The sequence below is a fragment of the Xanthomonas euroxanthea genome, from assembly GCF_900476395.1.
Lineage (GTDB): Bacteria > Pseudomonadota > Gammaproteobacteria > Xanthomonadales > Xanthomonadaceae > Xanthomonas > Xanthomonas euroxanthea.
Genome location: NZ_UIHB01000001.1, coordinates 943,080 through 964,878, shown reverse-complemented (window position 1 = coordinate 964,878; position 21,799 = coordinate 943,080). Strand labels below are relative to the sequence as shown.

Here is a 21,799-nt window from a genome sequence, read left to right as displayed (position 1 = left end):
CGCCTCAGCGCGTCACCCCGATGAAGCGCAGCCCCACGCCCGGTTCGGTGACGATGTAATGCGGGGCGGCGGCATCGTCGTGCAGTTTCTGGCGCAGCTTGCCGACCAGGATGCGCAGGTAATGGGTGTCGTCTTCATGGGTGGGGCCCCACACCTCGCGCAGCAGCTGCGGCTGGGTGACCACGCGGCCGGCGTGCTTGAACAGCAGCGCGAGCAGGGCGTATTCCTTGCGACTCAAGGGCACCGCCTCGCCATCGAGGGTGACCTCGCGCAGGCCCAGGTGGATGTGCAGGCGGCCGTCGTCGAACACGCTCTCCTCCACCGTGCTGCCGGCGCCGGCCTGGCGCAGCAACGCGCGGATGCGCGCCATCAGTTCCTGCACGCCGAACGGCTTGGTGACGTAGTCGTTGGCGCCGGCATCGAGCGCGGCGACCTTTTCGGTTTCGCCGGCGCGCACGGTGAGCATGATCACCGGCACGCTGGACCACTGGCGGATTTCGCGCAGCACCTCGTGGCCGTCGCGATCGGGCAGGCCGATGTCCAGCACCACCAGTTCGGCGCCCTGCCCGGCCAGCATGGCCAGGCCTTCCTCGGCGGTGCCGGCCTGCAGCACGCGATACCCCTGTGCGCGCAGGCTGATGTCGAGAAAGCGGCGGATCTGCGGCTCGTCGTCGACGATCAGCACGCGGGCAGGCGGGATGGCAGTGGGGTCAGTCGGCATCGTGGCGAGGTGGCGCGGCGGGAACGAGCAACGGCAGCGTAATGCGGATCGTGGTGCCGTGACCATCGGCGCCGGCCAGCGCCTCCACGCTGCCGCCATGCGCGCCGATCATGCCCTGGCAGATGGTCAGGCCCAGCCCGGTGCCATGGCGGCCGCGGTCGCCACGCTCCACGCTGTAGAACATGTCGAAGATGCGCGCGCGCTCGTCCTCGGGAATGCCGGGGCCCTGGTCGCCGATATCGATCTGCAGGGCGCCGGCCTGCAGCCGCGCCTGCACGGTGACGGCCACGTCGGCTGGCGAGAATTTCGCCGCATTCTCCAGCACGTTGAAGATCGCCTGCTCCACCAGTGCCGGGTGCACCCAGATCGCCGGCAGGTCGACAGCCAGCTCCAGGTGCAGGCGCACCGCCGGCTGGTAGCGCTGCAGCCGCCGCGTGGCCGAGCCGATCAACTCGTCCACGCCGATCCAGTCACGCTTCAAGGTCAGCCCGGTATGGCCGAGCCGGGTCATGTCGAGCAGGTTCTGGATGTAGCGATCCAGCCGCTCGCCTTCCAGCTGGATGGTATCGAGCAGGCTGTGGCGGTCCTGCGCGTCCATCGCATCGCCGTAGCTGGCCAGGCTGCTGGCCGAGCCGATCATCGAGGCCAGCGGCGAGCGCAGATCGTGCGAGACCGAGGACAGCAATGCCGAACGCAGGCGCTCGGTTTCGCCACTGACGCGCGCGCCCTCCAGATCGGCGACCAGGCGCGTGCGCAGCGCTGCCTGGCCGATGTCCTCCACCATCGCTTCGGCCAGCCGACGTTGCTCCAGGCCGGGCCGCTGCACGCTCTGACGAAAGCGCAGCGCGGCCACGCCCAGGCTGCCACGTTCGTGCCGCACCGGCAGGCACCACCACTGCGCGCCGGCCAGCGTATCGGTGAAGTGGCCGGCCGGCTGCCCGTGGCGCTGGGTCCACTCCGCCGCGCTGCGATCGAGTGCGCCGAAGCTGGCCGGCGCATCGCTCTCGCGTTGCTCCAGCCGCAACCAGGCCTCGGCATCCAGTGCAGTGGCCAGCGCACGGCGGCCGGCTTCCAGCACCTGCCCCAGGTCGGCGGCGGTGCTGAGCTCGCGGGCCAGCGCCTGCAGTGCATTGGCATGCGCGTTGGCGGCGCGCAGGGCCAGCACCTGGCTGCGCAGGCGCGAGGCCAGGCGGCCGGCGACCAGCGCGGCGATCAGGAACAGGCATACCGTCACCACGCCCTGGCGCGCGCTGATGTGCAGGGTGAAGCGTGGTTCGATGAAGAAGAAGTTGTAGGCGACAAAACTCAGCAGCGCGGCGATCACCGCCGCGGCCATGCGTGTGCGCGAGGCCACCAGCACCACTGCGACGATGAACACCATCGACAGGTCGTCGATGTCGGTCCAGCGCTGGATCACCCACGCCACCGCGACCGCTGCAGCGGCGGCGATCGCCGCGAACGCCAGGTCGTAGCGCTGCAGCCACTGGCGCGGATTGCGCCAACGCTGGCGCGCGCGTGCACGCGCATCGGCGGAGCTGACGATGACCAGCTCGTAATGCGCGCCACGCTGCAGCAGTTGCTGGGTCAGCGTGCGGTTGAACATGCGCGCCAGCGGGCGTTCGCGCGTACGCCCCAGCACCAGCGTGGACACGCCGTTTTGCGCAGCGAAATCCAGCAATGCCTGCGCGACGTTGGCGCCGTGCAGCAGCGCGGTATCGCCCCCCAGGCGGCGTGTCAGTGCGAACGCGCGGTCGATCTCCAGCTGCCAGGCGGCATCGGCCACGGTGCGCGTCTGCACGGTGACCACCGTCCACGGCGCATCGCGCCGCTCGGACAGCCGCCGCGCCACCCGCACCAGATAATCCGAGCCGCCACGCCCATCGATGGCCACCACCACGCGGCGACGCAAGGCGGCGGTGCCGGGCAGGCCGCGCGCGGCCTGGGTGTCGCGCAGATCGCTGTCGACGCGGTCGGCCGCGGTCTGCATCGCCAGCTCGCGCAGGGCGGTGAGGTTGGAGGGCGAGAAGAATGCCTGCAAGGCCTGCGTGGCCTGTTCGGGCAGATACACCTTGCCCTGCTGCAGGCGTTCGATCAGTTCGCGTGGCGGCAGATCCACCAGCACGATGTCGCGCAGGCGATCGAACACCGCATCGGGCACGGTCTCGGACACGCGCACCCCGGTGATGCGCAGCACGATGTCGTTGAGGCTTTCCAGATGCTGGATGTTGACCGTGGTGTAGACATCGATGCCGGCATCGAGCAGTTCGACGATGTCCTGCCAGCGCCGCTCGTGCCGGCTGCCCGGTATATTGCGATGCGCAAGCTCGTCGATCAGGGCCAGCTTCGGCTTGCGCGCGAGCAAGGCATCCAGGTCGAGCTCTTCCAGCTGCCGGCCCTGGTAGCTGATGCGGGTACGCGCCAGCAACGGCAGGCCATCCAGCAGTGCGGCGGTCTCGCTGCGGCCGTGCGTTTCCACCACTCCGGCCACCACGTCCATGCCCTGGCGCAGGCGCTCGCGCGCGCGCGACAACATGGCGTAGGTCTTGCCCACGCCCGGCGCGGCGCCCAGAAAAACGGTCAGACGCCCGCCGTGTTCGCGCTGCAGTTCGCCGATCAGCGCGTCGGCTTGTTGGGTGCGGGCGTCGATCATCGGGAATGGGGAATAGGGAATGGGGAATCGCAAAGCCTACAGCTGCCCGCTGATCCTAGTGCTTTTGCTTCATCCCATTCCCGATTCCCGACTCCCCATTCCCGGCGCGATCCAGCGCCAGGTTCAGCGCCAGCACATTCACCCGCGGCTGCCCGAACAGGCCGAACTGTGGCTGTTCGGTGGCGGCCTGGACCAGCGCGGCGACGCGCCGTTCCGGCCAGCCGCGCGCGGTGGCGACGCGGCGCAGTTGCACCTGCACCGCGGCCGGGCTCAGGTGCGGGTCCAGGCCACTGCCGGACTGGGTCAGCAATTCGCCGGGAACTGCCTCCGGCGCGATGCCGTCGCGTGCCGCCACCTCGGCGCGCGTGGCGGCAATGCGGGTCTGCAGGTCGGGATTGGAACGCGCCTGGTTGCTGCCGGCCGCCGCGGTCGGGTCGTACTTGGCGGCCGAGGGGCGTGGCTGGAAATAGCGCGCATCGGCAAACGGCTGGGCCACCAGGGCCGAGCCGACCACCCGCGCGTCATCGCGCAGCAGCGAGCCATGCGCCTGCACCGGGAACAGCGCGCCGGTGATGCCGGTGGCGACCAGCGAATAGCTCAGGCCCAGACCCAGCAGGATGAACAGCGCCAGCATTACTGCCCCGCGCAGGGCGCCGTCGTCGCGCAACGGCAGCGCAGCGGGTGTACCGGTTTTCGAAGAAATCGTCATGACTCAGTTCCCCAGGGTGGCGACAAGCGCCAGGTCGATCAACTTGATGGCGGCAAACGGCAGCAACACGCCGCCCACGCCGTACATCAGCATGTTCCGGCGCAGCAGGGCCGTGGCGCTGGACGGACGAAAGCGCACGCCGCGCAAGGCCAGCGGGATCAATGCCGGGATGATCAACGCATTGAAGATCAAGGCCGCCAGCACCGCATGCCGCGGGTTGGACAGCTGCATCACGTTGAGCGCGGCCATCGACGGAATTGCCGCGGCAAACAATGCCGGCAGGATCGCGAAATACTTGGACACGTCGTTGGCCAGCGAGAACGTGGTCAGCGCACCGCGCGTGATCAGCTGCTGCTTGCCCACTTCGACCACCGCCAGCAGCTTGGCCGGATCCGAATCCAGGTCCACCATGTTGCCGGCCTCCTTGGCGGCCTGCGTGCCGGAGTTCATCGCCAGGCCCACATCGGCCTGGGCCAGCGCCGGCGCATCGTTGGTGCCGTCGCCCACCATCGCCACCAGCCGCCCGCCGGCCTGCTCGGCGCGGATGCGGGCCAGCTTGTCTTCCGGGCGCGCCTGGGCGATGTAGTCGTCCACGCCGGCTTCGGCGGCAATCGCGGCGGCGGTGAGCGGGTTGTCGCCGGTGATCATCACCGTCTTGATGCCCATCGCACGCAGCTGCGCGAACTTCTCCTTGATGCCTTGCTTGACCACGTCGCTCAGCTCGACCACGCCCAGCACATGCCGGCCTTCGGCCACCACCAGCGGAGTGGCGCCACCGCGTGCGACCTCTTCGATACGTCCCTGCAGTTCCGGCGACACCGTCGCGCCCATGCCCTGCACATACGCCACGATCGAATCGCCAGCGCCCTTGCGGATGCTGCGCCCGGCCAGATCGACGCCGGACATGCGGGTCTGCGCGGTGAAGGCGATGAAATGCGCGCCCTCCGGCTCGACAGCCACGGCACCCTGCTGGCGCGCCAGCTTGACGATGGACTTGCCTTCCGGCGTCGGGTCGGCCAGCGAGGCGAGCATGGCCGCATCGCGCAGCTGCGCACGGTCGATACCGGCCAGCGGATGGAACGCGGTGGCCTGGCGGTCGCCGTAGGTGATGGTGCCGGTCTTGTCGAGCAACAGCACGTCCACGTCGCCGGCCACTTCCACCGCCTTGCCGGATTTGGCCAGCACATTGGCCGACAGCGCGCGGTTCATGCCGGCGATGCCGATGGCCGGCAACAGCCCGCCGATGGTGGTTGGAATCAGGCATACCAGCAGCGCGATCAACAACAGCGGATCCAGCGTGACCCCGACGAAACCGGCAATTGCCGGCAACGAGGCAACCACGATCAGGAAGGTCAGCGTCATCGCCGCCAGCAACAAGGTGAGCGCGATTTCGTTCGGCGTCTTCTGCCGGTTGGCGCCTTCCACCAGGGCGATCATGCGATCGAGAAAACTCTGCCCCGGTTCGGCGGTGACCTTGAACACGATCTCGTCGGAAAGCACGCGCGTACCGCCGATCACGCCACTGCGATCGGTGCCGGCCTCGCGCAGCACCGGTGCCGATTCACCGGTCACCGCCGCTTCGTTGATCGTTGCAACACCGCGCACGATTTCGCCATCGGCCGGGACGAATTCGCCTTCGGACACCATCACGTAGTCGCCCGGGCGCAGTTCGGCCGCCGGCACGCGGGTCTCGCGGCCACCGAGTGCGGTTTCCACCCGGCGCGCGACCAGATCCTTGCGCGCACGGCGCAGCGATGCGGCCTGCCCACGCCCGCGCGCTTCGGCGATGGCCTCGGCAAAGTTGCCGAACAGCACGGTCACGAACAGGATCGCCGTCACCGCCCAGCCGAACCCGGCATTGCCATGCCCACTGGCGGTGATCACCGCCGCCAGCACCGTGCCGCCCATCACCACCGCCATCACCGGGCTGCGCAGCAGATGCCGCGGCGCCAACTTGCGGAAGGCTGCGCGTATCGCCGCCACCAGCACGGCGGCGTCGAACAACGCTGCGTCACCGCGCTCGCGTTTTTCAGTCGTATCGATCGTAGACATTGCTCAAACTCTCAGGACGCCGCCAGGGCGAGGTGTTCAGCGATAGGACCCAGCACCAGTGCCGGCATGAACTGCAGCACGGTGAGTACCAGCACGATCGCCATCAGGGTCAGCGCAAAGGTCGGTGTTTCGACCTGCAGGCTGCCGGCCGACTCGGGCGCACGCCGCTTCACGGCCATGCGCGCGGCCACCATCAGCGGCAGGATCAATGCCGGATAGCGCCCCAGTGCCAACACCACCGAGCAACTCAGGTTCCACCAGTACGTGGCATCACCCAGCCCCTCGAAACCGGAGCCATTGTTGGCAAAGGCAGAGGTGTACTCGTAGAACACCTGGCTGATCGCATGGAAGCCGGGATTGGAATTGGCCGTCCATGCAGGCACCGCCAGCGCCACCGCGGTGAAGCCCAGCACCACCAACGGCTGCAGCAGAATCAGCAGCGCAAGCAGCTGCACCTCGCGCGCTTCGATCTTGCGGCCGAACAGCTCCGGCGTACGCCCGGTTATCAAACCGGCCAGAAACACGCTCAGCAGCAGATACACCACGAACTGCTGCAAACCGCAGCCGACGCCGCCCCAGATCGCGTTGATCAGCATGTCCACCAGCGTGACCAGGCCGCTCAACGGCGCCAGCGAATCGTGCATCGCGTTGACCGAGCCGTTGGAGGTCTGTGTGGTCAACGCCGCCCATAACGCGGACGCATCCGCGCCGATGCGCACCTCCTTGCCTTCCATCAGGGCAGGCGAGCTGGCGCTGGCCGAATGCGCTTCGGACCACACCAACAGCGCGGTGGACGCGGCCGACATCGTCAGCATGGTGCCGAATACCAGGGCGGTGAGACGTTTGCGCCCGGTCAGGTAGCCGACCATGAACACCACGCTCATCGGCAACAGCACCAGCGCCAGCGTCTCCAGCAGATTGCTCAGCGGCGTGGGATTTTCCAGCGCCACCGAACTGTTGGGGCCGTACCAGCCGCCGCCATTGGTGCCGAGCTGCTTGACCGCGACCATCGCCGCAACCGGCCCGACCGGTATGGTCTGCTTGGGCATGCCGGCACTGCTGTCCAGCGGTACGGCAGTGGCCGCACCCTGCAACGTGGAGGGCACGCCCTGCCAGCCAAGCAGCACCGTCCACAGCAGGCACAACGGCAGCAGGACGCGCACGCTGGCGCGGATCACATCGGCCCAGTAATTGCCGACATCCGCGTCCGGCAGGTCCTCCACGCCGGAACCTGACGGCTGCCGTCCCTGGCGCGGCATGCCCAGCTCCGGCTCGTCCGGCCCAGCCGCCAGTGACTTGGCGCCCGCCGCCGCATGAGGCAGCAGCGAGGCATCGGACACCGTTGCGGCAACTCGCCCACCGAACAATGCACGCAAGGTCGCCACCGCCAACGCCAGGCCCATCATCGGCGTCACCACCTGCAGGCCGACGATGCCGGTCATCTGCGCCAGATACGACAACTGCGCCTGGCCCGAGTAATGCTGCTGGTTGGTGTTGGTGACGAACGACACCATGGTGTGCAGCGCGGTATCCCAGCGCATGTTCGGGACGGCGTCCGGGTTGAACGGCAGCCACGCCTGGGTCATGAACACTGCCCAGGTGAGCAGGCCGACCACCAGGTTGCTGAGCAAAAACGCCACCGCATAGCCGCGCCACGACATGCCCTGCTGCGGGCGGGTGCCGAGCAGTGCATACAGCGGCCGTTCGATCCAGCCGAACAGCGCATCGCCACGCATCGGGGCGCCGCGCATCACCGCCGCCAGATAGCGGCCAAGCGGCCAGGCCAGCACGATGGCCAGCGCATAGACAAGGAGAGTTTCAATCATTGGAGCGCACTCGCATCAGAAGTCTTCGGGGCGCAGGACCACGTACAACAGGTACGCAGCGGCAACGAGCACGGCCACGCCGCACAACAGGGACAACCAGGCAGGCATGTCGGCTACTCCTAGAGACGCGCGCAACGCGGCGCGATGGAGACGGTGTGCGGCGGCGCATGCAGCATCTGCGGGCCGACGAGGCAAAGCGCTGCCGCACCGCGCGCGCAGCGGCGATGGAGCAGACAGGTCAAGGGATGCATCGGAATCGTCCAGGGCGGAACCGCTCCGCCAACCTGCGCAGTGTCTTCCCCGGCTACGTAAAGTCGCTATGGACCTGCGACAGCCCTCGCGTAAATTCCGCATAAATGCTGCGCAGCGACGGTGTGCAGTCGGGTATCCCGACCATGCAGCCGTTCCAGGCAACCACGACTTCTGGCTCATCCACACCCTCCGGCGCCAACTCAGGACGACCAGCTTTTGAGTCAGGGGCGTTATGAAGCTGTAGCAACGCTCTGCCGGTCGAGGGCGCGGCGCTCATCTGAAAAGCTGTCTGTCGTGCGGTGTGCATCAGATCCGGAGCCGATGCTTCATGATCGAGCAAGGCACACCCAGCACTGCTCTTGCCATGCACACCGACCAACTCGCTTGGTCCTTGCCCGCTCACCATCGCGGGACCTTACGCGGCATGGATGCCGCGTAAGAGCCTACAGGGACGTACTTGCGGCGTGTCCCGCGACGGTGGGCGGGCAAGGGCCCCGCAGCAAACTCGCAGCATCGAGGGCGCGGCGCCCTCACCGCTTGCGGGACACGCCGTGAACCCATCCCTGGGGGCTCGGTGGCGGCATCCATGCCGCCACACGGTCCCGCAACCGGCAAGGACACCGCACCAGACAAGTGGTCGGCGCTCATCTAAAAAAGCTGTCTCTCATGCGGTGTGCATCAGACCTGTAGCCGATGCTTCAATGATCGAACAAGGCGCATCCAGCACTGCTCTTCCATGCACACCGACCAACTCGATAGGTCCTTGCCCGCCCACCGTCGCGGGACCTTACGCGGCATGGATGCCGCGTAAGAGCCTACATGGACGTACTTGCGGCGTGTCCTGCGATGGTGGGCGGGCAAGGGCCCCGCAGCAAACCCGCAGCGTCGAGGGCGCGGCGCCCTAGCTACTGGCGGAGCAGGCCGTAACTGCGCACCTGGAGGCTCCCACGTGTGCGGCCTGTCGACGGAACGCTCACTGCCGCTGCACTAACGTGCCGGCGTCATCCATCAGAGTCCTTGCACATGCCTGTCAGCTACTCGATCAGCCTGCCCGACCCCAAGCTCGCCCGTGGCGGCGATGCGAGCGTGAGCTTCACCGCCCATGGTGCCGAGGCCTTTGCCGAACAGTTGCAGGCCGCCTTGCGTGATCCGGCCTGGTTCGATCGCTGGCGCCTGCTGCAGGCCGACCCGGATGCGGTGGACCCCAGCCTGGGCGTCACCGATCCCTCGGCGACGGTGACCGGCAAGCAGGGCGACCTGCGGATCGACCTGGTCGCCACCACCAGCATCCCCGGCGACCTGCTCAAGCAGCGCATGCAGGCCCTGGCCGGGCACCACTGGGAACTGCGCGACGTGCGTTGACTGTATTGCCGCCGTGCGTACAGCGCGGCGGCAACATCCTCAGGTCGGTGCACTGTGTGCCACCCGCCGCGGCCAGCGCCATTTCAGATTCACCGCCAGCGTGCCGACCACGATCAGCGCCAGGCCCAACCACTGCACCGGCACCAATGCGTGGCCGTAGAGCAGATAGTCCAGCAATAGCGTCACCAGCGGATACACGAACGCCAGCACCGCGATCGTGGCCACATGCAGATGGCGATAGGACGAATAGAACAGCACATAGACGATGCCGCTATGGATCACGCCCAGGCCCACCAGCCACAGCCAATGCAGGCCCGGATGCAATACGGCGCCGCTGGAAAACCCGGCCAGCAGGAACGTGCCGACCCAGCACTGCACGGTCACCACCGCCAGCGGCCGCTCACGGCTGATGCGACGCGACATCAGCAACGAGGCACCGCATAGCAACGCTGCCAACAGCGTGAGCGCAATGCCGATCAGGTAGCCACGATCCGCCGCCTGCCACAAGCGTGCCGGATTTGCCGAGCAGGCCACGCCGACGAATGCCAGCAGCGTCCAGCCCAGATCGGCACGCCGCGTGCGCTCGCCCTGCAACAATGCGGCCAGGAGCAGCATCACGAACGGGAACACGTGGTAGACCATGGTCGCCACGCCGATCGACGAGCGCGCCATCCCCGCGAACAATGCCACCCAGTTCAACACCAGCAGCACGCCGCTGATGGTGGCATCACGCAACAGCGCACGCTCGCGCCATAGTCCTCGCAGCTGCCCACCGATCACCCCGCACACGCTGAGAAACAGCGCGCCGAACAGGCAGCGATAGAACACCGCCGTCACCGGATCCTGCCCGCTTTCGTGCACGAATACGCCGACCGATCCGATCAACACTTCGGCAACCAGCAATTGCCAGATCGCACGTCGCCCAGCGCCGGCCGATGCCGCTTGCACAGGCACGGGCGTGCTCATGGCGCAATGGTTCCCTGCAGATACTGGACGGCACTGCCGCGCACGTTGACGTGCCGCGGTGCGACCCGGCACTGCAGTTCGCCGCCCCGCGCAAGGCCCTGCAGCGCAGTGAGCCACGTGCTGACCAGCCGCTGTGCCCAGCGTGGTGCATGCGCGGCATCGATCGATTGGGTGAGCGGACCCTCGCCACCGCCATCGGAAGGGCGGAAATAGCGGGCAACAACAAACGCAGCAAGCAGCACGGCCAACCTCACAGAAGGGAACACACACCCGACGTACTCACCGGGCACACCCAGTCTGCAACGTGCCACACGACCATGACAGATTCAGATACGCTGCAAATCGACCAATACAGATGGGAGGTATCCTGCAGATGCTGCTGTATGAATCGCTGGCCACGCAGCTGCGGCAGCAGATCGAAGGCGGCACCCTGCGTGCCGGCGAGCGCCTGCCCTCGATCCGGCAACTGGCTGCCAACCACGGCATCAGCACCGCCACCGCCGTGCAGGCCTGCCTGCAACTCGAACGCGAAGGCCGCGTGCAGGCGCGCCCGCGCTCGGGCTACTTCGTGCGCGGCACGGCATCTGCATTGCCGGCCGCAGCCCTCCTCCCGCGTCGGCGCAAACCGGGCATGGTCGACAACCCGGCCTTGCAGCGCGTGCTCCAAACCCTGGCGCGTACCGACCTGGTGCCGCTGCACACCGCCACGCCCGCGCCTGCGCTGTTGCCCACCGCGCACCTGGCCGCAGCCCTGGCGCGGCAGTTGCGTCGCCAGCGCACGGCTGCGTTGGATTACGCACCGCCGCAGGGCCACGCCGCATTGCGCCGCCAGATCGCACAGCGGTATGCACACTGCGCAACCACCGTCGATGCCGACGAAGTGGTGATCACCGCCGGCGCGATGGAAGCGATCAGCCTTGCGCTGCGCACGCTCACCGCGCCAGGCGATGTGGTGCTGGTGGAAACACCCACCTATCACGGCATCCTGCAGGCGGTGGCTGCACTGCGCCTCAAGGTGCTGGAGGTACCCAATCGCCCCGGCCACGGTATCGATGTCGCACGTGTGGATGCGCTGCTGCAGCGCACCCCGGTGCGTGCGGCAGTGCTGATCCCCAACTTCAACAATCCAAACGGCAGCCTCACTCCCGACAGCGCCAAGTGCGCATTGCTCGACAGCTGCGCCCGCCATGGCACGGTGGTGATCGAAGACGACATCTATGGCGAACTGGATTGGTCGGGCCAGCGCCCGCGGCCGCTGCGCCACTTCGACACCCATGCCAACGTGATCACCTGCGGCTCGTTCTCCAAGGTGCTGTCGCCCGGCTTGCGTGTGGGCTGGTTGCTCGGTGGCGACTGGACCGACGCCCTGGTGCGCGCCAAGTATTTTTCCACTGTCGGCAGCGCCAGCCTGCCGCAACTGGCACTGGCCGATTATCTGGCGCAACACGATCTGGAACGGCACCTGCGCAAGCTGCGCCGCACGCTGGCCGACAACGGGCAGCGGCTGCGCGATGCGATCGTGCGGCATTGGCCGCAGGACACACGCGTGGGCGACCCGGCCGGCGGATTATCGCTATGGCTGCAATTGCCCGACGCCGGCAGCGGGCAAGCCCTGTTCGAAGCCGCGCTGGCAGAACGCATCGGCACCTCGCCCGGCCATCTGTACTCCAGCCGTGGCGACTACGCAGATCACCTGCGCCTGACCTGTGGCCAGCCGTGGAGCGATACGCTGGAGCGCGCGATGCGGCGACTGGGCAGGCTTGCGGCGCAGGTGGCGCGTTAGCCGTTCTTGGTGGTTCGCATCAACCTGCGCGCTGGCTGGACGCGCGGTCATCCAGGCAACGCCGTCATGCCCTGCTTGCACCATGCACAGCGACCATCCTGACTGGTCCTTGCCCGCCCACCCTCGCGGGACCTTACGCGGCATGGATGCCGCGTAAGAGCCTACACGGACGTACTTGCGGCGTGTCCCGCGAGGGTGGGCGGGCAAGGGCCCCGCAGCCACGCGCAGATCGGCTGCTCTGCAAGGCCAGCTACCCGCTCCACCGGGCGTCGCCCGTCCCTCATCCGCCCCTGCGGGGCACCTTCTCCCCAGGGGAGAAGGGAGCCAGGCCGCACGTCAGCCGTTTTACCAGCTGGCCTCCCCTCCGCCGGGCTTCGGCCCTCCCCTCATCCGCCCCTGCGGGGCTCCTTCTCTGGGGGGGGAGAAGGGAGTTCAGCTCGACACCTTACTCATGCCACGGCGCGCGCAATACGGCAGCGCGGCAACGCAACGCGATGCGCACCACCGCCATGCGCCGTCTCATGGCACGCAGCACCACCCGCTTGCCCAAAACGATCAACCACGCAACGCCGCGGTATGGTGTGCGATGTGCTCGCCGATAAAGCTGGCGATGAAGTAATAGCTGTGGTCGTAACCGGGCTGCAGCCGCACCGTGACCGGATAACCGGCGGCCTTGGCGGCCTGTTCAAACAGCGACGTCTTCAGCTGGTTCTCGAGAAATTCATCGCCATCGCCCTGGTCGATCAACAACGGCAGGCGCTCCTGTGCCTGTGCGATCAACGCAGTGGCGTCGTACGCTTTCCACGCTGCGCGGTCCGGCCCCAGATACTGGCCAAACGCTTTCTCGCCCCATGGCACCAGGCTGGGCGCGACGATCGGCGAGAACGCCGACACGCTGCGATAGCGGCCCGGATTCTTCAATGCGATGGTCAGGGCGCCATGGCCGCCCATCGAGTGGCCGCTGATCGCGCGCGCACCGGTGGTGGCAAAGTGCGCTTCGATCAACGCCGGCAATTCGTTCACCACATAGTCGTACATGCGGTAATGCGCCGCCCACGGTTGCTCGGTGGCATCGACGTAGAAGCCGGCGCCCTTGCCGATGTCGTAGCCGTCCGCGTCGGCCACATCGTCGCCACGCGGGCTGGTGTCGGGGGCGACCAGGATCACGCCATGCTCGGCCGCGTAGCGCTGCGCGCCGGCCTTGCTGATGAAGTTCTGTTCGGTGCAGGTCAGGCCGCTGAGCCAGTACAGCACCGGTAGCGGGCCATCGGCGGCCTGCGGCGGCAGATAGACGCCCACCTGCATGCTGCAGTTCAAGCTCTGCGATTGATGCCGATAGACATCTTGCCAGCCGCCGAAGCAGGCATGGTGTTCGATACGTTCCATGAGATTCCTTCGATAAGAACCTGCGGCCGGCATGCGTGCCGGCCGCGGGGTGGGGCGATCAGTGCAGCAGGCCCTTCTTGCGTGCCACGTTGGCAGCCAGTGCATCCATCAATCCCGGCGACAGGCAGTCGTACGGGGTAAGCCCGAGCTCGTTGAGACGGGCGCGCACGCCGTCCATGGCAGCCGGCGGCGTGCCGGTTTCGATGATGGAGGACACGAACGCCGCAAAGCCCGGCGGCGACCAGCCCGACTGCTGCGACAACTCGGTATGGATGAAGTCCAGACCGTAAAACGCGTGCTCCTTGTCTTCGATGCGACCGAACATGTGCACGCCGCAGCCGGTGCATGCATGCCGCTGGATCGCCGCAGTTTCGTCGACGACCTTGAGCTTTTCCGCATGCGCGGTCACCGTGACCTTGTCGCGCGGCACCACTGCAATCACCGAAAATGTCGCGCCTTCCGGCTTCCAGCATTTACTGCAGCCGCAGGCGTGGTTGTGCGCGGTCTGCGCAGCCACGTCCACGGTCACCTTGTCGCTGGCGCAGTGGCACGCAAGGGTTCCGCCCTGAAAACTTTCCGCACCTCCACGCGCTATACCACTGTCTACCGAAGGATGAATCGAGACGCTGGTCATCATGCACCTCCCGGAGTATCGGGTACCACGTGCGCGGAAGCGGCCGCGCGCCGATTCTGGCCGTACGGTCAGAAATGAATCACGGTGCGGATCGACTTGCCTTCGTGCATCAGGTGGAAGGCCTCGTTGATCTCTTCCAGCGGCATGGTGTGGGTGATGAACGGATCGAGATCGATCTCGCCCGTCATCGACTGCTCCACCATGCCCGGCAACTGGGTACGCCCCTTGACACCGCCGAAGGCCGAGCCGCGCCACACGCGGCCGGTCACCAGCTGGAACGGACGGGTGCTGATTTCCTGGCCTGCACCGGCCACGCCGATGATGACGCTCTCGCCCCAGCCCTTGTGGCAGCACTCCAGCGCCGACCGCATCACATTGACGTTGCCGATGCACTCGAAGCTGAAGTCCACGCCGCCATCGGTCAATTCGACGATGACCTCCTGGATCGGCTTGTCGTAGTCCTTGGGGTTGATGCAGTCGGTGGCGCCCATGCTGCGCGCCAGGTCGAACTTGCCCGGGTTGGTGTCGATGGCCAGGATGCGCCCGGCCTTGGCCTGCACCGCGCCCTGGATCACCGCCAGACCGATGCCGCCCAGGCCGAACACCGCCACGCTTTCGCCCGGCTTGACCTTGGCGGTGTTGTGCACCGCACCGATGCCGGTGGTGACGCCGCAACCGAGCAGGCAGACCTTTTCCAGCGGCGCGTCCGGGTTCACCACGGCCAGCGAAATCTCCGGCACCACGGTGTACTCGCTGAAGGTGCTGCAGCCCATGTAGTGGTAGATCGGCTCGCCGTTGTAGGAGAAGCGCGTGGTGCCGTCGGGCATCAGGCCCTTGCCCTGGGTGGCGCGCACCGCCTGGCAGAGGTTGGTCTTGCCGGACAGGCAGAACTTGCACTTGCGGCATTCGGCCGTGTACAGCGGGATCACGTGATCGCCCACCTTGACGCTGGTCACGCCCTCGCCCACTTGCTCGACAATGCCCCCGCCTTCGTGGCCCAGCACGGACGGGAAGATGCCTTCCGGGTCGTCGCCAGACAGGGTGAATGCATCGGTGTGGCACACACCGGTGTGGGTGATGCGGACCAGCACTTCGCCGGCCTTCGGCGGTGCGACGTCGATCTCGACGATTTCCAGCGGCTTGCCGGGTCCGAATGCAACTGCTGCACGGGATTTCATGTGATGGCGCTCCTGACGATGAGATTCAAGGACGGGCACGGCATGCGCCGGCCCGGTGGGAGTTCATTTGAGGTAGGACCGGACCAGCCCGAGCAATTCCTGCACCCGCTCGGCACGCTGCGCATCGGAAGCGGCGGCGTGGCCGAAGTCTTCGCGGATATGCGCTTCGAGCACCTGCGACATCAGTCCATTGACGGCACCCCGGATCGCGGCGATCTGCTGCAGGACGGGCGCACAGTCTGCGCCCGCCTCCAGCGCGCGCTCAAGCGCGTCGCATTGCCCGCGCAGGCGCCGCACGCGCGCAAGCGCCCGCTTTTTCTCCTGTGGCGAATGCGGCATGGCGCCCCCGGTCAAATACTGGGGGGTAGTATATGGATCTGCTCGAAAAAAGCCACGCCTGCGAACACGCCTGCCCGAACAAAGCCCGGTCCGCCGCAGCCGGGGCCGGTCGTCCGCTGCGACACCTTTCGCGTCAGCCATGGCGCTGCACGTCCACCCAGGCGCTGCAGGTGGTCGACGCGTTGTATCGGGGTGCTGCGGATTCCGCGCGCCGGCAGCCGCTGTCGTCGCACTGCAGCACGGCACTGGCCGGCATGTGCAGGCGCAGCACGCAGCACGCAGCACGCAGTGTCAGCCCTCGTCGCTGTCCAGGCGCATGCTCTCCGACACCGGGAGTTCGATGGTGCAGCGCACCCCGTCCGGCCCCATCACGTAGGTGGTCTCGGCCTGCAATTGGTACGGCAGCGCACGTTCGATCAACTCGCGGCCGTAGCCGGACCCTTGCGGCGCCTCGCCAGGCGCCGGCATGTGCACGCCGGTCTCGCTCCACTCGATGCGCAGGCGGGTGCCCTGGGCCGGACGCAGCAAGCGCCAACGCACCTGCAACTGTCCGCCGGCCTGTGCAAGCGCGCCGTATTTGGTGGCGTTGGTGGCCAGCTCGTGCAGGGCCAGTGCGAAGGTCTGCACGGTGCTGGAGCGCAGACGCACGCCGTCCGGGCCGTCCAGGGTGACGCGGTCGCCATGGCCGTGCGCATCGATCGCGCCCATCGCCGACAGCTCGGCCCGGATCAATTCATCGAACAGGATGCGATCGCCTTCGTTCAGGCGCGACAGCAGCCCCTGCACACGCGCCAGGGCGTCCAGGCGGTCGTTATAGATCAGCGTCAGCTCGGCGATGGTCGTGCTGCTGCGTTGCGTGCGATTGAAGACCACACGCACCACCCCCATCAGATTGCGGGTGCGGTGCTGCAGCTCGGCCAGCAGCACCTGCTGGCGATCTTCCCACTGCCGTCGCCGGGTCACGTCCTGGCCGATCTTGAGATAGCCCAGCGGCTCGGCGCTGCCGTCGCGCAGCGGCCGCGTCGCCCCTTCGATGAACACGCGCCGGCCATCCTTGCGTTGATGCCAGCGAACATTCGGCGCGCCGCCGGTGTAATGCGCCTGCTCGATCTCGCGCTGCGGCACACCGGTGAGACGGTCCTCGGCCACGAAGGTCATTGCGATGTGCTGGCCGATCGCCTCCTCGGCGGTCCAGCCGAAGACCGCTTCGGCACCCGGCGGCCAGGTCTGGATATGCCCGCGCGTATCGGTGGTAAAGATTGCGTAGTCGAGCGCGCTCTCCACGATCACCCGGTAGCGCTCTTCGCTTTCGAGCAGCGCGGCCTGTGCGCGCGCACGCTCCAGCGCCGCCCAGGTGCGCTCGGCGGTCTCCTCCGCCAGGCGAATCTCGGCCGCACTCCAGTTACGCGCGGTCCGTTGATTGACCACGAAGGTGGCCACCAGCTGGCCGCCCTTGATCAGCGGCACCACGATCAGCGCGCCGATCTCGTGGCCCGCATCGGCCGGGCGCCGATCGTCGGGCAATGCAGGGTCAGCGACGGCATCGCGCACCACCCAGGTCTGCGCGTCGAGCAGCCAGGGCATCGGCCAGTCCGTCGACGCGAAGCGACGCGCATGACTGGTTTCATCGGGTTGATGCCAGTCGCGTTCGACCACGTACTGGTGCGCCCTGGCATCCACGTCCACGTAGTAGGCGCGGCCGGCGTTCAAATGCTCGCCGAGCACGCGCGCGGCCTCGGCCTGGATGGCGGCCGGATCGGGCAGCGGCCGCAAGGCGTCGGAGAGTTTCAGCAGGAAGGCATTGCGGTCCTGCACCTCGCGTAGCGCCGCCTCGGTGAGCTTGCGGTCGGTGATGTCGAGTACAAACTCGAAGCCGGTGCCATCCGGCAGGCACTTGGACGCAAACAGGGCCCAGCGCCGGGTTCCGTCCTTGCACAGATATTGGCGCTCGTAAGGCGTGGCACTTCCCTTGCTCTTGAGCTCCTCGAAGGCCTGCTCGCACACGCCCCTGAATTCGGGTGGCGTCAGCGCCTGCCAGGAAAGCCTGCCCGCTTCCACGTCGGCACGGCTGTAGCCGCTCATCTTCAAGAACGTGTCGTTGGCATCGGTGAGGCGACCGCCCATGTCGAAATACGTCGCGCCGACGGTTTCGATCGTCAACGCGGTGCGGAAGCGTTCTTCGCTGGCACGCAGCCGCTCGTCGGCCCGGCGCTTGTCGGAGATGTCGCGAAAGTAGACCGACATTCCGCCATCGTTGGTGGGGTAGATGCTGACATCCACCCAGTACCCCAATGCCGGCGACACGGTTTCCAGCTTGACCACCTGGCGGGTCTGCGAGGCCTGCACATAGGCCTGATACGGCAGCGACCCGATCGAATCGGGGAATTGTTCCCACAGCAAGGTCCCGAGCAATTGATCGCGCGCGCGCCCCCACAGCAACTCGGCCTTCTGGTTGATGTAGGTGAAGCGTCCGTCCGCATCGACGCCATAGAACGCGTCGGAAATACTTTCGAGAATGTCGCGATTGCGCTCGGCAAGCGCACCCACTTCCATCTGCACCCGGCGTTGCGCAGTGACATCCTGCAACACTGCAACGCCACCGGTGACGCGGCCGGCTTCGCGCAGCGCCACTGCGGTAATCCGCAACCAGCGCTGTGCAGCGTCATGGGGGTCGAGGAAATCCACCGGCGCGATCGTGTCTTCGCCACGCAGCGCGCGGGCGCAGGGAAAGTCCTGGATCGCGACCGCCTGCCCTTGCTGATCGACACCGGCGCGCGGCTGCTCCAGCGGCGGCGCGCACGAGGGGACCCGCGCAGCCAGCTGGTCCCGCAGTTGTGGATTCCGGTAGGTGAAGCGACCTTGCAGATCGAACAGGCCGATCCCGATGGGGACCTGGTCGAGCACGAACGTCAGCCGCGCCTCGCTATCGTGCAGGCATTCCTCGGCCTGCTTGCGCGCCGTGACGTCGGTTCCGGCACCGAACCACTCGGTGATGCGTCCCTCCGCATCCAGCGCCGGGACCGCCTTGGTCGCCATCCACGCAATGCTGCCATCGGCGCGTCGTACCCGGTGCTCGAACACGATCGCGCTGCGCGAGCGGATTCCTGCATCGATCCTGCTGCGCACCAGCGCCTGATCCTCTGCGGGAATGTAATCCATGATCCACGAACGGCTGGTCGCCGGCGCATCGACGGCACGCGTGCCGGCGGTCAGCTGGTGCATCTCGTCCCAGTCCGCGCTCATGCGGTAATGCACCTCGGAACTTGCCGCCGACAGCGCGGCCAGCCGCGACTCGCTGGTGCGCAATGCCAGTTCGGCCCGATGGCGCTCGATGTAGTCGGCCGCCGTCCATGCGAGCAGTTCGAGCAATCTGAGTTCGTGTTCCGCGGGCCGATACGGCACGGTGAACTGGGTTCCGAGCAATCCCAGCAGGCCACCGGCACGATTGAACAACGGGGTGAACTGGGCAGCACGGATGCCGCTGCACAGCGCTGCCTCGTAATCGGGCGTTCCCTTCAACGGGGTGAAGGTTTCGATATCCTCGATCACCAACTGCCGGCGTTCGCGCCGCACGGTGTCGCAGGTGGCCTGGAAACCGTCTTTCAGGAATTGCTGGACGAAGGCGCTGCGTTCGTCATGTCCGCGATAGACGCGCAACTCCATCTCACTGTTGTGTGCGCTGACCAGTTGCACGCAGCCGCAGTCGGTACGCGCGAAGACGCAGGCAAGCGCTGTGATGTCCTGCAGCGCGATACGGGCGTCGGCCTGTGCCGCCAGGCTGACCTGCAAGGCATGCAGGCGACGCATGCCGGCGAGTTCGTCCTGCAGTGCCGCGTTGTCCTGCCTGGTGTTGTCGGGCATGGCACTCATCGTGTCCGGCCCTGGCCTGCGCCCATCGTGATCGATCATTCGTACCGGGTGAGCCCCCACAGTGCGCACTCGATGGCGAAGGGCTTGTCAGTAGCGTGCTCGACACAGCGGGTTGTTGCCGGTGCCGCGCGTGCGGACAAGACGGCTGAAGCGAAGCCGAGGGGAATCGTTTAATTCGGCCTGCCGGCTGCCGGACCTCCGGTGCAGAGACCGCCAAGCGCGGCAAGCGTCCGCTTCGCTCGGGTCGCGCATTACAGCGAGCAGGGCGACTGTCGCACGTGCGAAGTTCACCAGCTGCAGCATCGCCGCGGGTAGCTGGCAGCGACGGTGGACGTGATCTCCAAGACCAGCAGGATCAGCCATGCCGGGGCGGCGGCCCGAATCCTTGGGCCTGCAGGCATTGCAACAGCGCTGGCGATGGCGGGCCGAGGGACGATGCGTCAGGCGCAGCCCATGCGATGCCTTGCACGGTGGCACAGGCCTGCAACGCGGCGTCGAAGTCGGAATCATGGGGTGGCGGGCCACGCTGTGCCTGTGGCGGCGCAGGCGGCGGCGGTGGCCCGCCGGCAGGCGCGCCGCAGACACTGGCGCAGCCGCCCAGGCCGAGCACTGCCAGCAGTGCGGTGATGGCGGCTGTGGTGCGTGTCTGGACCATCGTCGATCTCCCTGGCTGGATGGCGCACATGCGCGTCCTGCACGCACATGGCACTGCGGGACGTCCCCGCTTGGTCAGGGAGAGCCTCGCATCGCGCCATGTCGTGCATTTGCCGCTGCGCGCCGCCCGCTGGCGTACGCCGTCACGCAGCGCACAAGGCCTGCAACCACGCGGGCACCGGGCGCTGCAGGCGATATGCCCGGACCGTGGTGAAGGCCAGGCCGGGCGAACGTGTCAGTTTTCGACGATTGCCGGGGCCACGCCCGCGCTGACGTCCGCCACATCTGCGGGCAACGACGCCAGCACCGCACTGCGAAAGCGCGCTGCGAATGCGGCATTGTTGGCCTGGTAGAACGCGCGCGCATTGGCCGACAACCGATCCAGCTGCGCCTGCGGCAACGCCAGCGCGGTTTCCACCGCCTGCGCGATGCCCGCCGCATCCACGTAGTAGTACGACGCCAGACGCCGCTGGCGCACCTCGGCCACCGGGATCAACACGCCGTGCTCGGGCCTGACCAGTTCGTTCATCGGCTCACCGTCGGTGGCCAGGGTCACCGCGCCCACGCTCAGCGCTTCCATCAGGTAATGCCCGAAGCCTTCGGCCTCGGACGGACACAGATGGAACAGATGCGCGTTCTGCAGCCGCCGCAGTTCGGCATCGTCGAGATAGCGGACGCGGTGGTCGATGTTCGGCGCCACCACCGGCTTGCCGGCGGTACGCGGGCTCTGCACCACCGTCAGCAGCGGCCACTCCGGATGCCGTTGCCAGGTCTCCAGCAGCACCTGGGTGCCCTTGGCGGTGCTGCGCCCGGCCAGGTGGAAGAACGCACGCTGACGCGGGACCTGCGCATCGTGGCGATCCGGGCTGGTGAAGCCGATGAAGCGCGTGGTGCAGCCCAGGCTGCGAAAAATCCGCTCCGCGTGATGGGTCTTGCACAGCACCGCGTCGAACTGCGGCAGCCGTGGCAGCCACTTGGGCAACAACCACTCCGGATTGGGCACCAGCAGGTTGGTCTGGCCCAGCGGCAGGCAGCGCGCATACACACGCTCGGAAAAGATCTGCACAGGCACCCGCCCGAACAGCGCGCGACTGGCCCACAGACGGGCTTCGCGCGCGGTGTCGTGCAGCCGCTGACTGGTGAAGCCCACTTCCTGCACCGGGATGCCGCCGGCGCGCAGCGTCTGCGCCATCAGCACCATGTCCCGGGTCAGGCCCACGCCGTTGTCGCGGCTGATCACCCGCATCATCGGAAACGCCTTGTCATGCGTACACTCGCCATTGCAGCGGCGCAGTGTCGTTTGCCCGGTTTCCTGCACGATGTTCCGTTCTGTCATGGTGCGTCACGCGTGTGCCAAAGGTTGACAAATTCAATCATTATGATGCGTGCTCCAGCCTTGCAACTGCGAGCACCATGT

Annotated in this window: 15 protein-coding genes; 2 read left to right on the top strand and 13 right to left on the bottom strand. The window is 67.1% G+C overall.

The genetic code is table 11. The features are described from left to right. Positions 1–4: 4 nt before the first annotated feature. From CPBF1521_RS04120 to CPBF1521_RS04095, 6 genes are read right to left on the bottom strand one after another with little or no spacing between them, the layout of a single operon-like run. Positions 5–721, bottom strand: coding sequence for a response regulator (locus CPBF1521_RS04120; RefSeq protein ID WP_104584534.1), 717 nt, complete (start codon positions 719–721; stop codon positions 5–7). After that, positions 711–3,371 carry a sensor histidine kinase gene (locus CPBF1521_RS04115; protein WP_115676098.1) on the bottom strand — a complete coding sequence of 887 codons (2,661 nt, stop codon included), beginning with the start codon at positions 3,369–3,371 and terminating at the stop codon, positions 711–713. Before CPBF1521_RS04115 ends, CPBF1521_RS04120 begins: the two co-directional genes overlap by 11 nt. A 55-nt stretch (positions 3,372–3,426) precedes the next feature. After that, positions 3,427–4,080, bottom strand: coding sequence for a potassium-transporting ATPase subunit KdpC (kdpC, locus tag CPBF1521_RS04110; protein WP_115676097.1), 654 nt, complete (start codon positions 4,078–4,080; stop codon positions 3,427–3,429). A gap of 3 nt (positions 4,081–4,083) precedes the next feature. Then, entirely contained in the window at positions 4,084–6,132 is a 2,049-nt protein-coding gene (kdpB, locus tag CPBF1521_RS04105; RefSeq protein WP_115676095.1) for a potassium-transporting ATPase subunit KdpB, read from the bottom strand. Positions 6,133–6,143: 11 nt separating this feature from the next. Next, positions 6,144–7,958, bottom strand: a complete 1,815-nt coding sequence (gene kdpA / locus CPBF1521_RS04100) for a potassium-transporting ATPase subunit KdpA (protein WP_115676093.1) — start codon at positions 7,956–7,958, stop codon at positions 6,144–6,146. Between the two features lie 15 nt (positions 7,959–7,973). After that, positions 7,974–8,066 (bottom strand): potassium-transporting ATPase subunit F, encoded by a 93-nt coding sequence (locus CPBF1521_RS04095; protein ID WP_006452907.1) that lies wholly within the window; start codon positions 8,064–8,066, stop codon positions 7,974–7,976. Positions 8,067–9,233: 1,167 nt separating this feature from the next. Here CPBF1521_RS04095 and CPBF1521_RS04085 point away from each other — a divergent pair. Next, positions 9,234–9,572, top strand: coding sequence for a hypothetical protein (locus CPBF1521_RS04085; protein ID WP_161960113.1), 339 nt, complete (start codon positions 9,234–9,236; stop codon positions 9,570–9,572). Positions 9,573–9,611: 39 nt separating this feature from the next. Here CPBF1521_RS04085 and CPBF1521_RS04080 read toward each other — a convergent pair whose 3' ends face one another. Beyond that, entirely contained in the window at positions 9,612–10,538 is a 927-nt protein-coding gene (locus tag CPBF1521_RS04080) for a DMT family transporter (protein WP_115676091.1), read from the bottom strand. A gap of 373 nt (positions 10,539–10,911) precedes the next feature. On the opposite strand from CPBF1521_RS04080, the gene CPBF1521_RS04070 reads away from it, so the two are divergent. Next, on the top strand, positions 10,912–12,321 hold the full coding sequence (locus tag CPBF1521_RS04070; RefSeq protein ID WP_115676520.1) for an aminotransferase-like domain-containing protein: 1,410 nt from the start codon (positions 10,912–10,914) through the stop codon (positions 12,319–12,321). Between the two features lie 555 nt (positions 12,322–12,876). Here CPBF1521_RS04070 and fghA read toward each other — a convergent pair. From fghA to CPBF1521_RS04030, 6 genes are all read right to left on the bottom strand, one after another. Continuing rightward, a complete protein-coding gene (gene fghA, locus CPBF1521_RS04055; RefSeq protein ID WP_115676085.1) occupies positions 12,877–13,707 on the bottom strand; it encodes an S-formylglutathione hydrolase in 831 nt (276 codons plus the stop codon). Between the two features lie 58 nt (positions 13,708–13,765). Next, positions 13,766–14,341 carry an S-(hydroxymethyl)glutathione synthase gene (gene gfa / locus CPBF1521_RS04050; RefSeq protein WP_104649739.1) on the bottom strand — a complete coding sequence of 192 codons (576 nt, stop codon included), beginning with the start codon at positions 14,339–14,341 and terminating at the stop codon, positions 13,766–13,768. 68 nt (positions 14,342–14,409) lie between these two features. Then, complete coding sequence (locus tag CPBF1521_RS04045) at positions 14,410–15,519, bottom strand: S-(hydroxymethyl)glutathione dehydrogenase/class III alcohol dehydrogenase (protein ID WP_104585998.1); 1,110 nt, start codon at positions 15,517–15,519, stop codon at positions 14,410–14,412. 63 nt (positions 15,520–15,582) lie between these two features. Beyond that, entirely contained in the window at positions 15,583–15,858 is a 276-nt protein-coding gene (gene frmR / locus CPBF1521_RS04040) for a formaldehyde-responsive transcriptional repressor FrmR (RefSeq protein ID WP_016902624.1), read from the bottom strand. A gap of 291 nt (positions 15,859–16,149) precedes the next feature. Next, positions 16,150–19,719, bottom strand: coding sequence for a PAS domain-containing sensor histidine kinase (locus CPBF1521_RS04035; protein ID WP_235858396.1), 3,570 nt, complete (start codon positions 19,717–19,719; stop codon positions 16,150–16,152). Between the two features lie 898 nt (positions 19,720–20,617). Then, positions 20,618–21,718 (bottom strand): glycosyltransferase, encoded by a 1,101-nt coding sequence (locus CPBF1521_RS04030; protein WP_115676080.1) that lies wholly within the window; start codon positions 21,716–21,718, stop codon positions 20,618–20,620. Positions 21,719–21,799 lie beyond the last annotated feature (81 nt).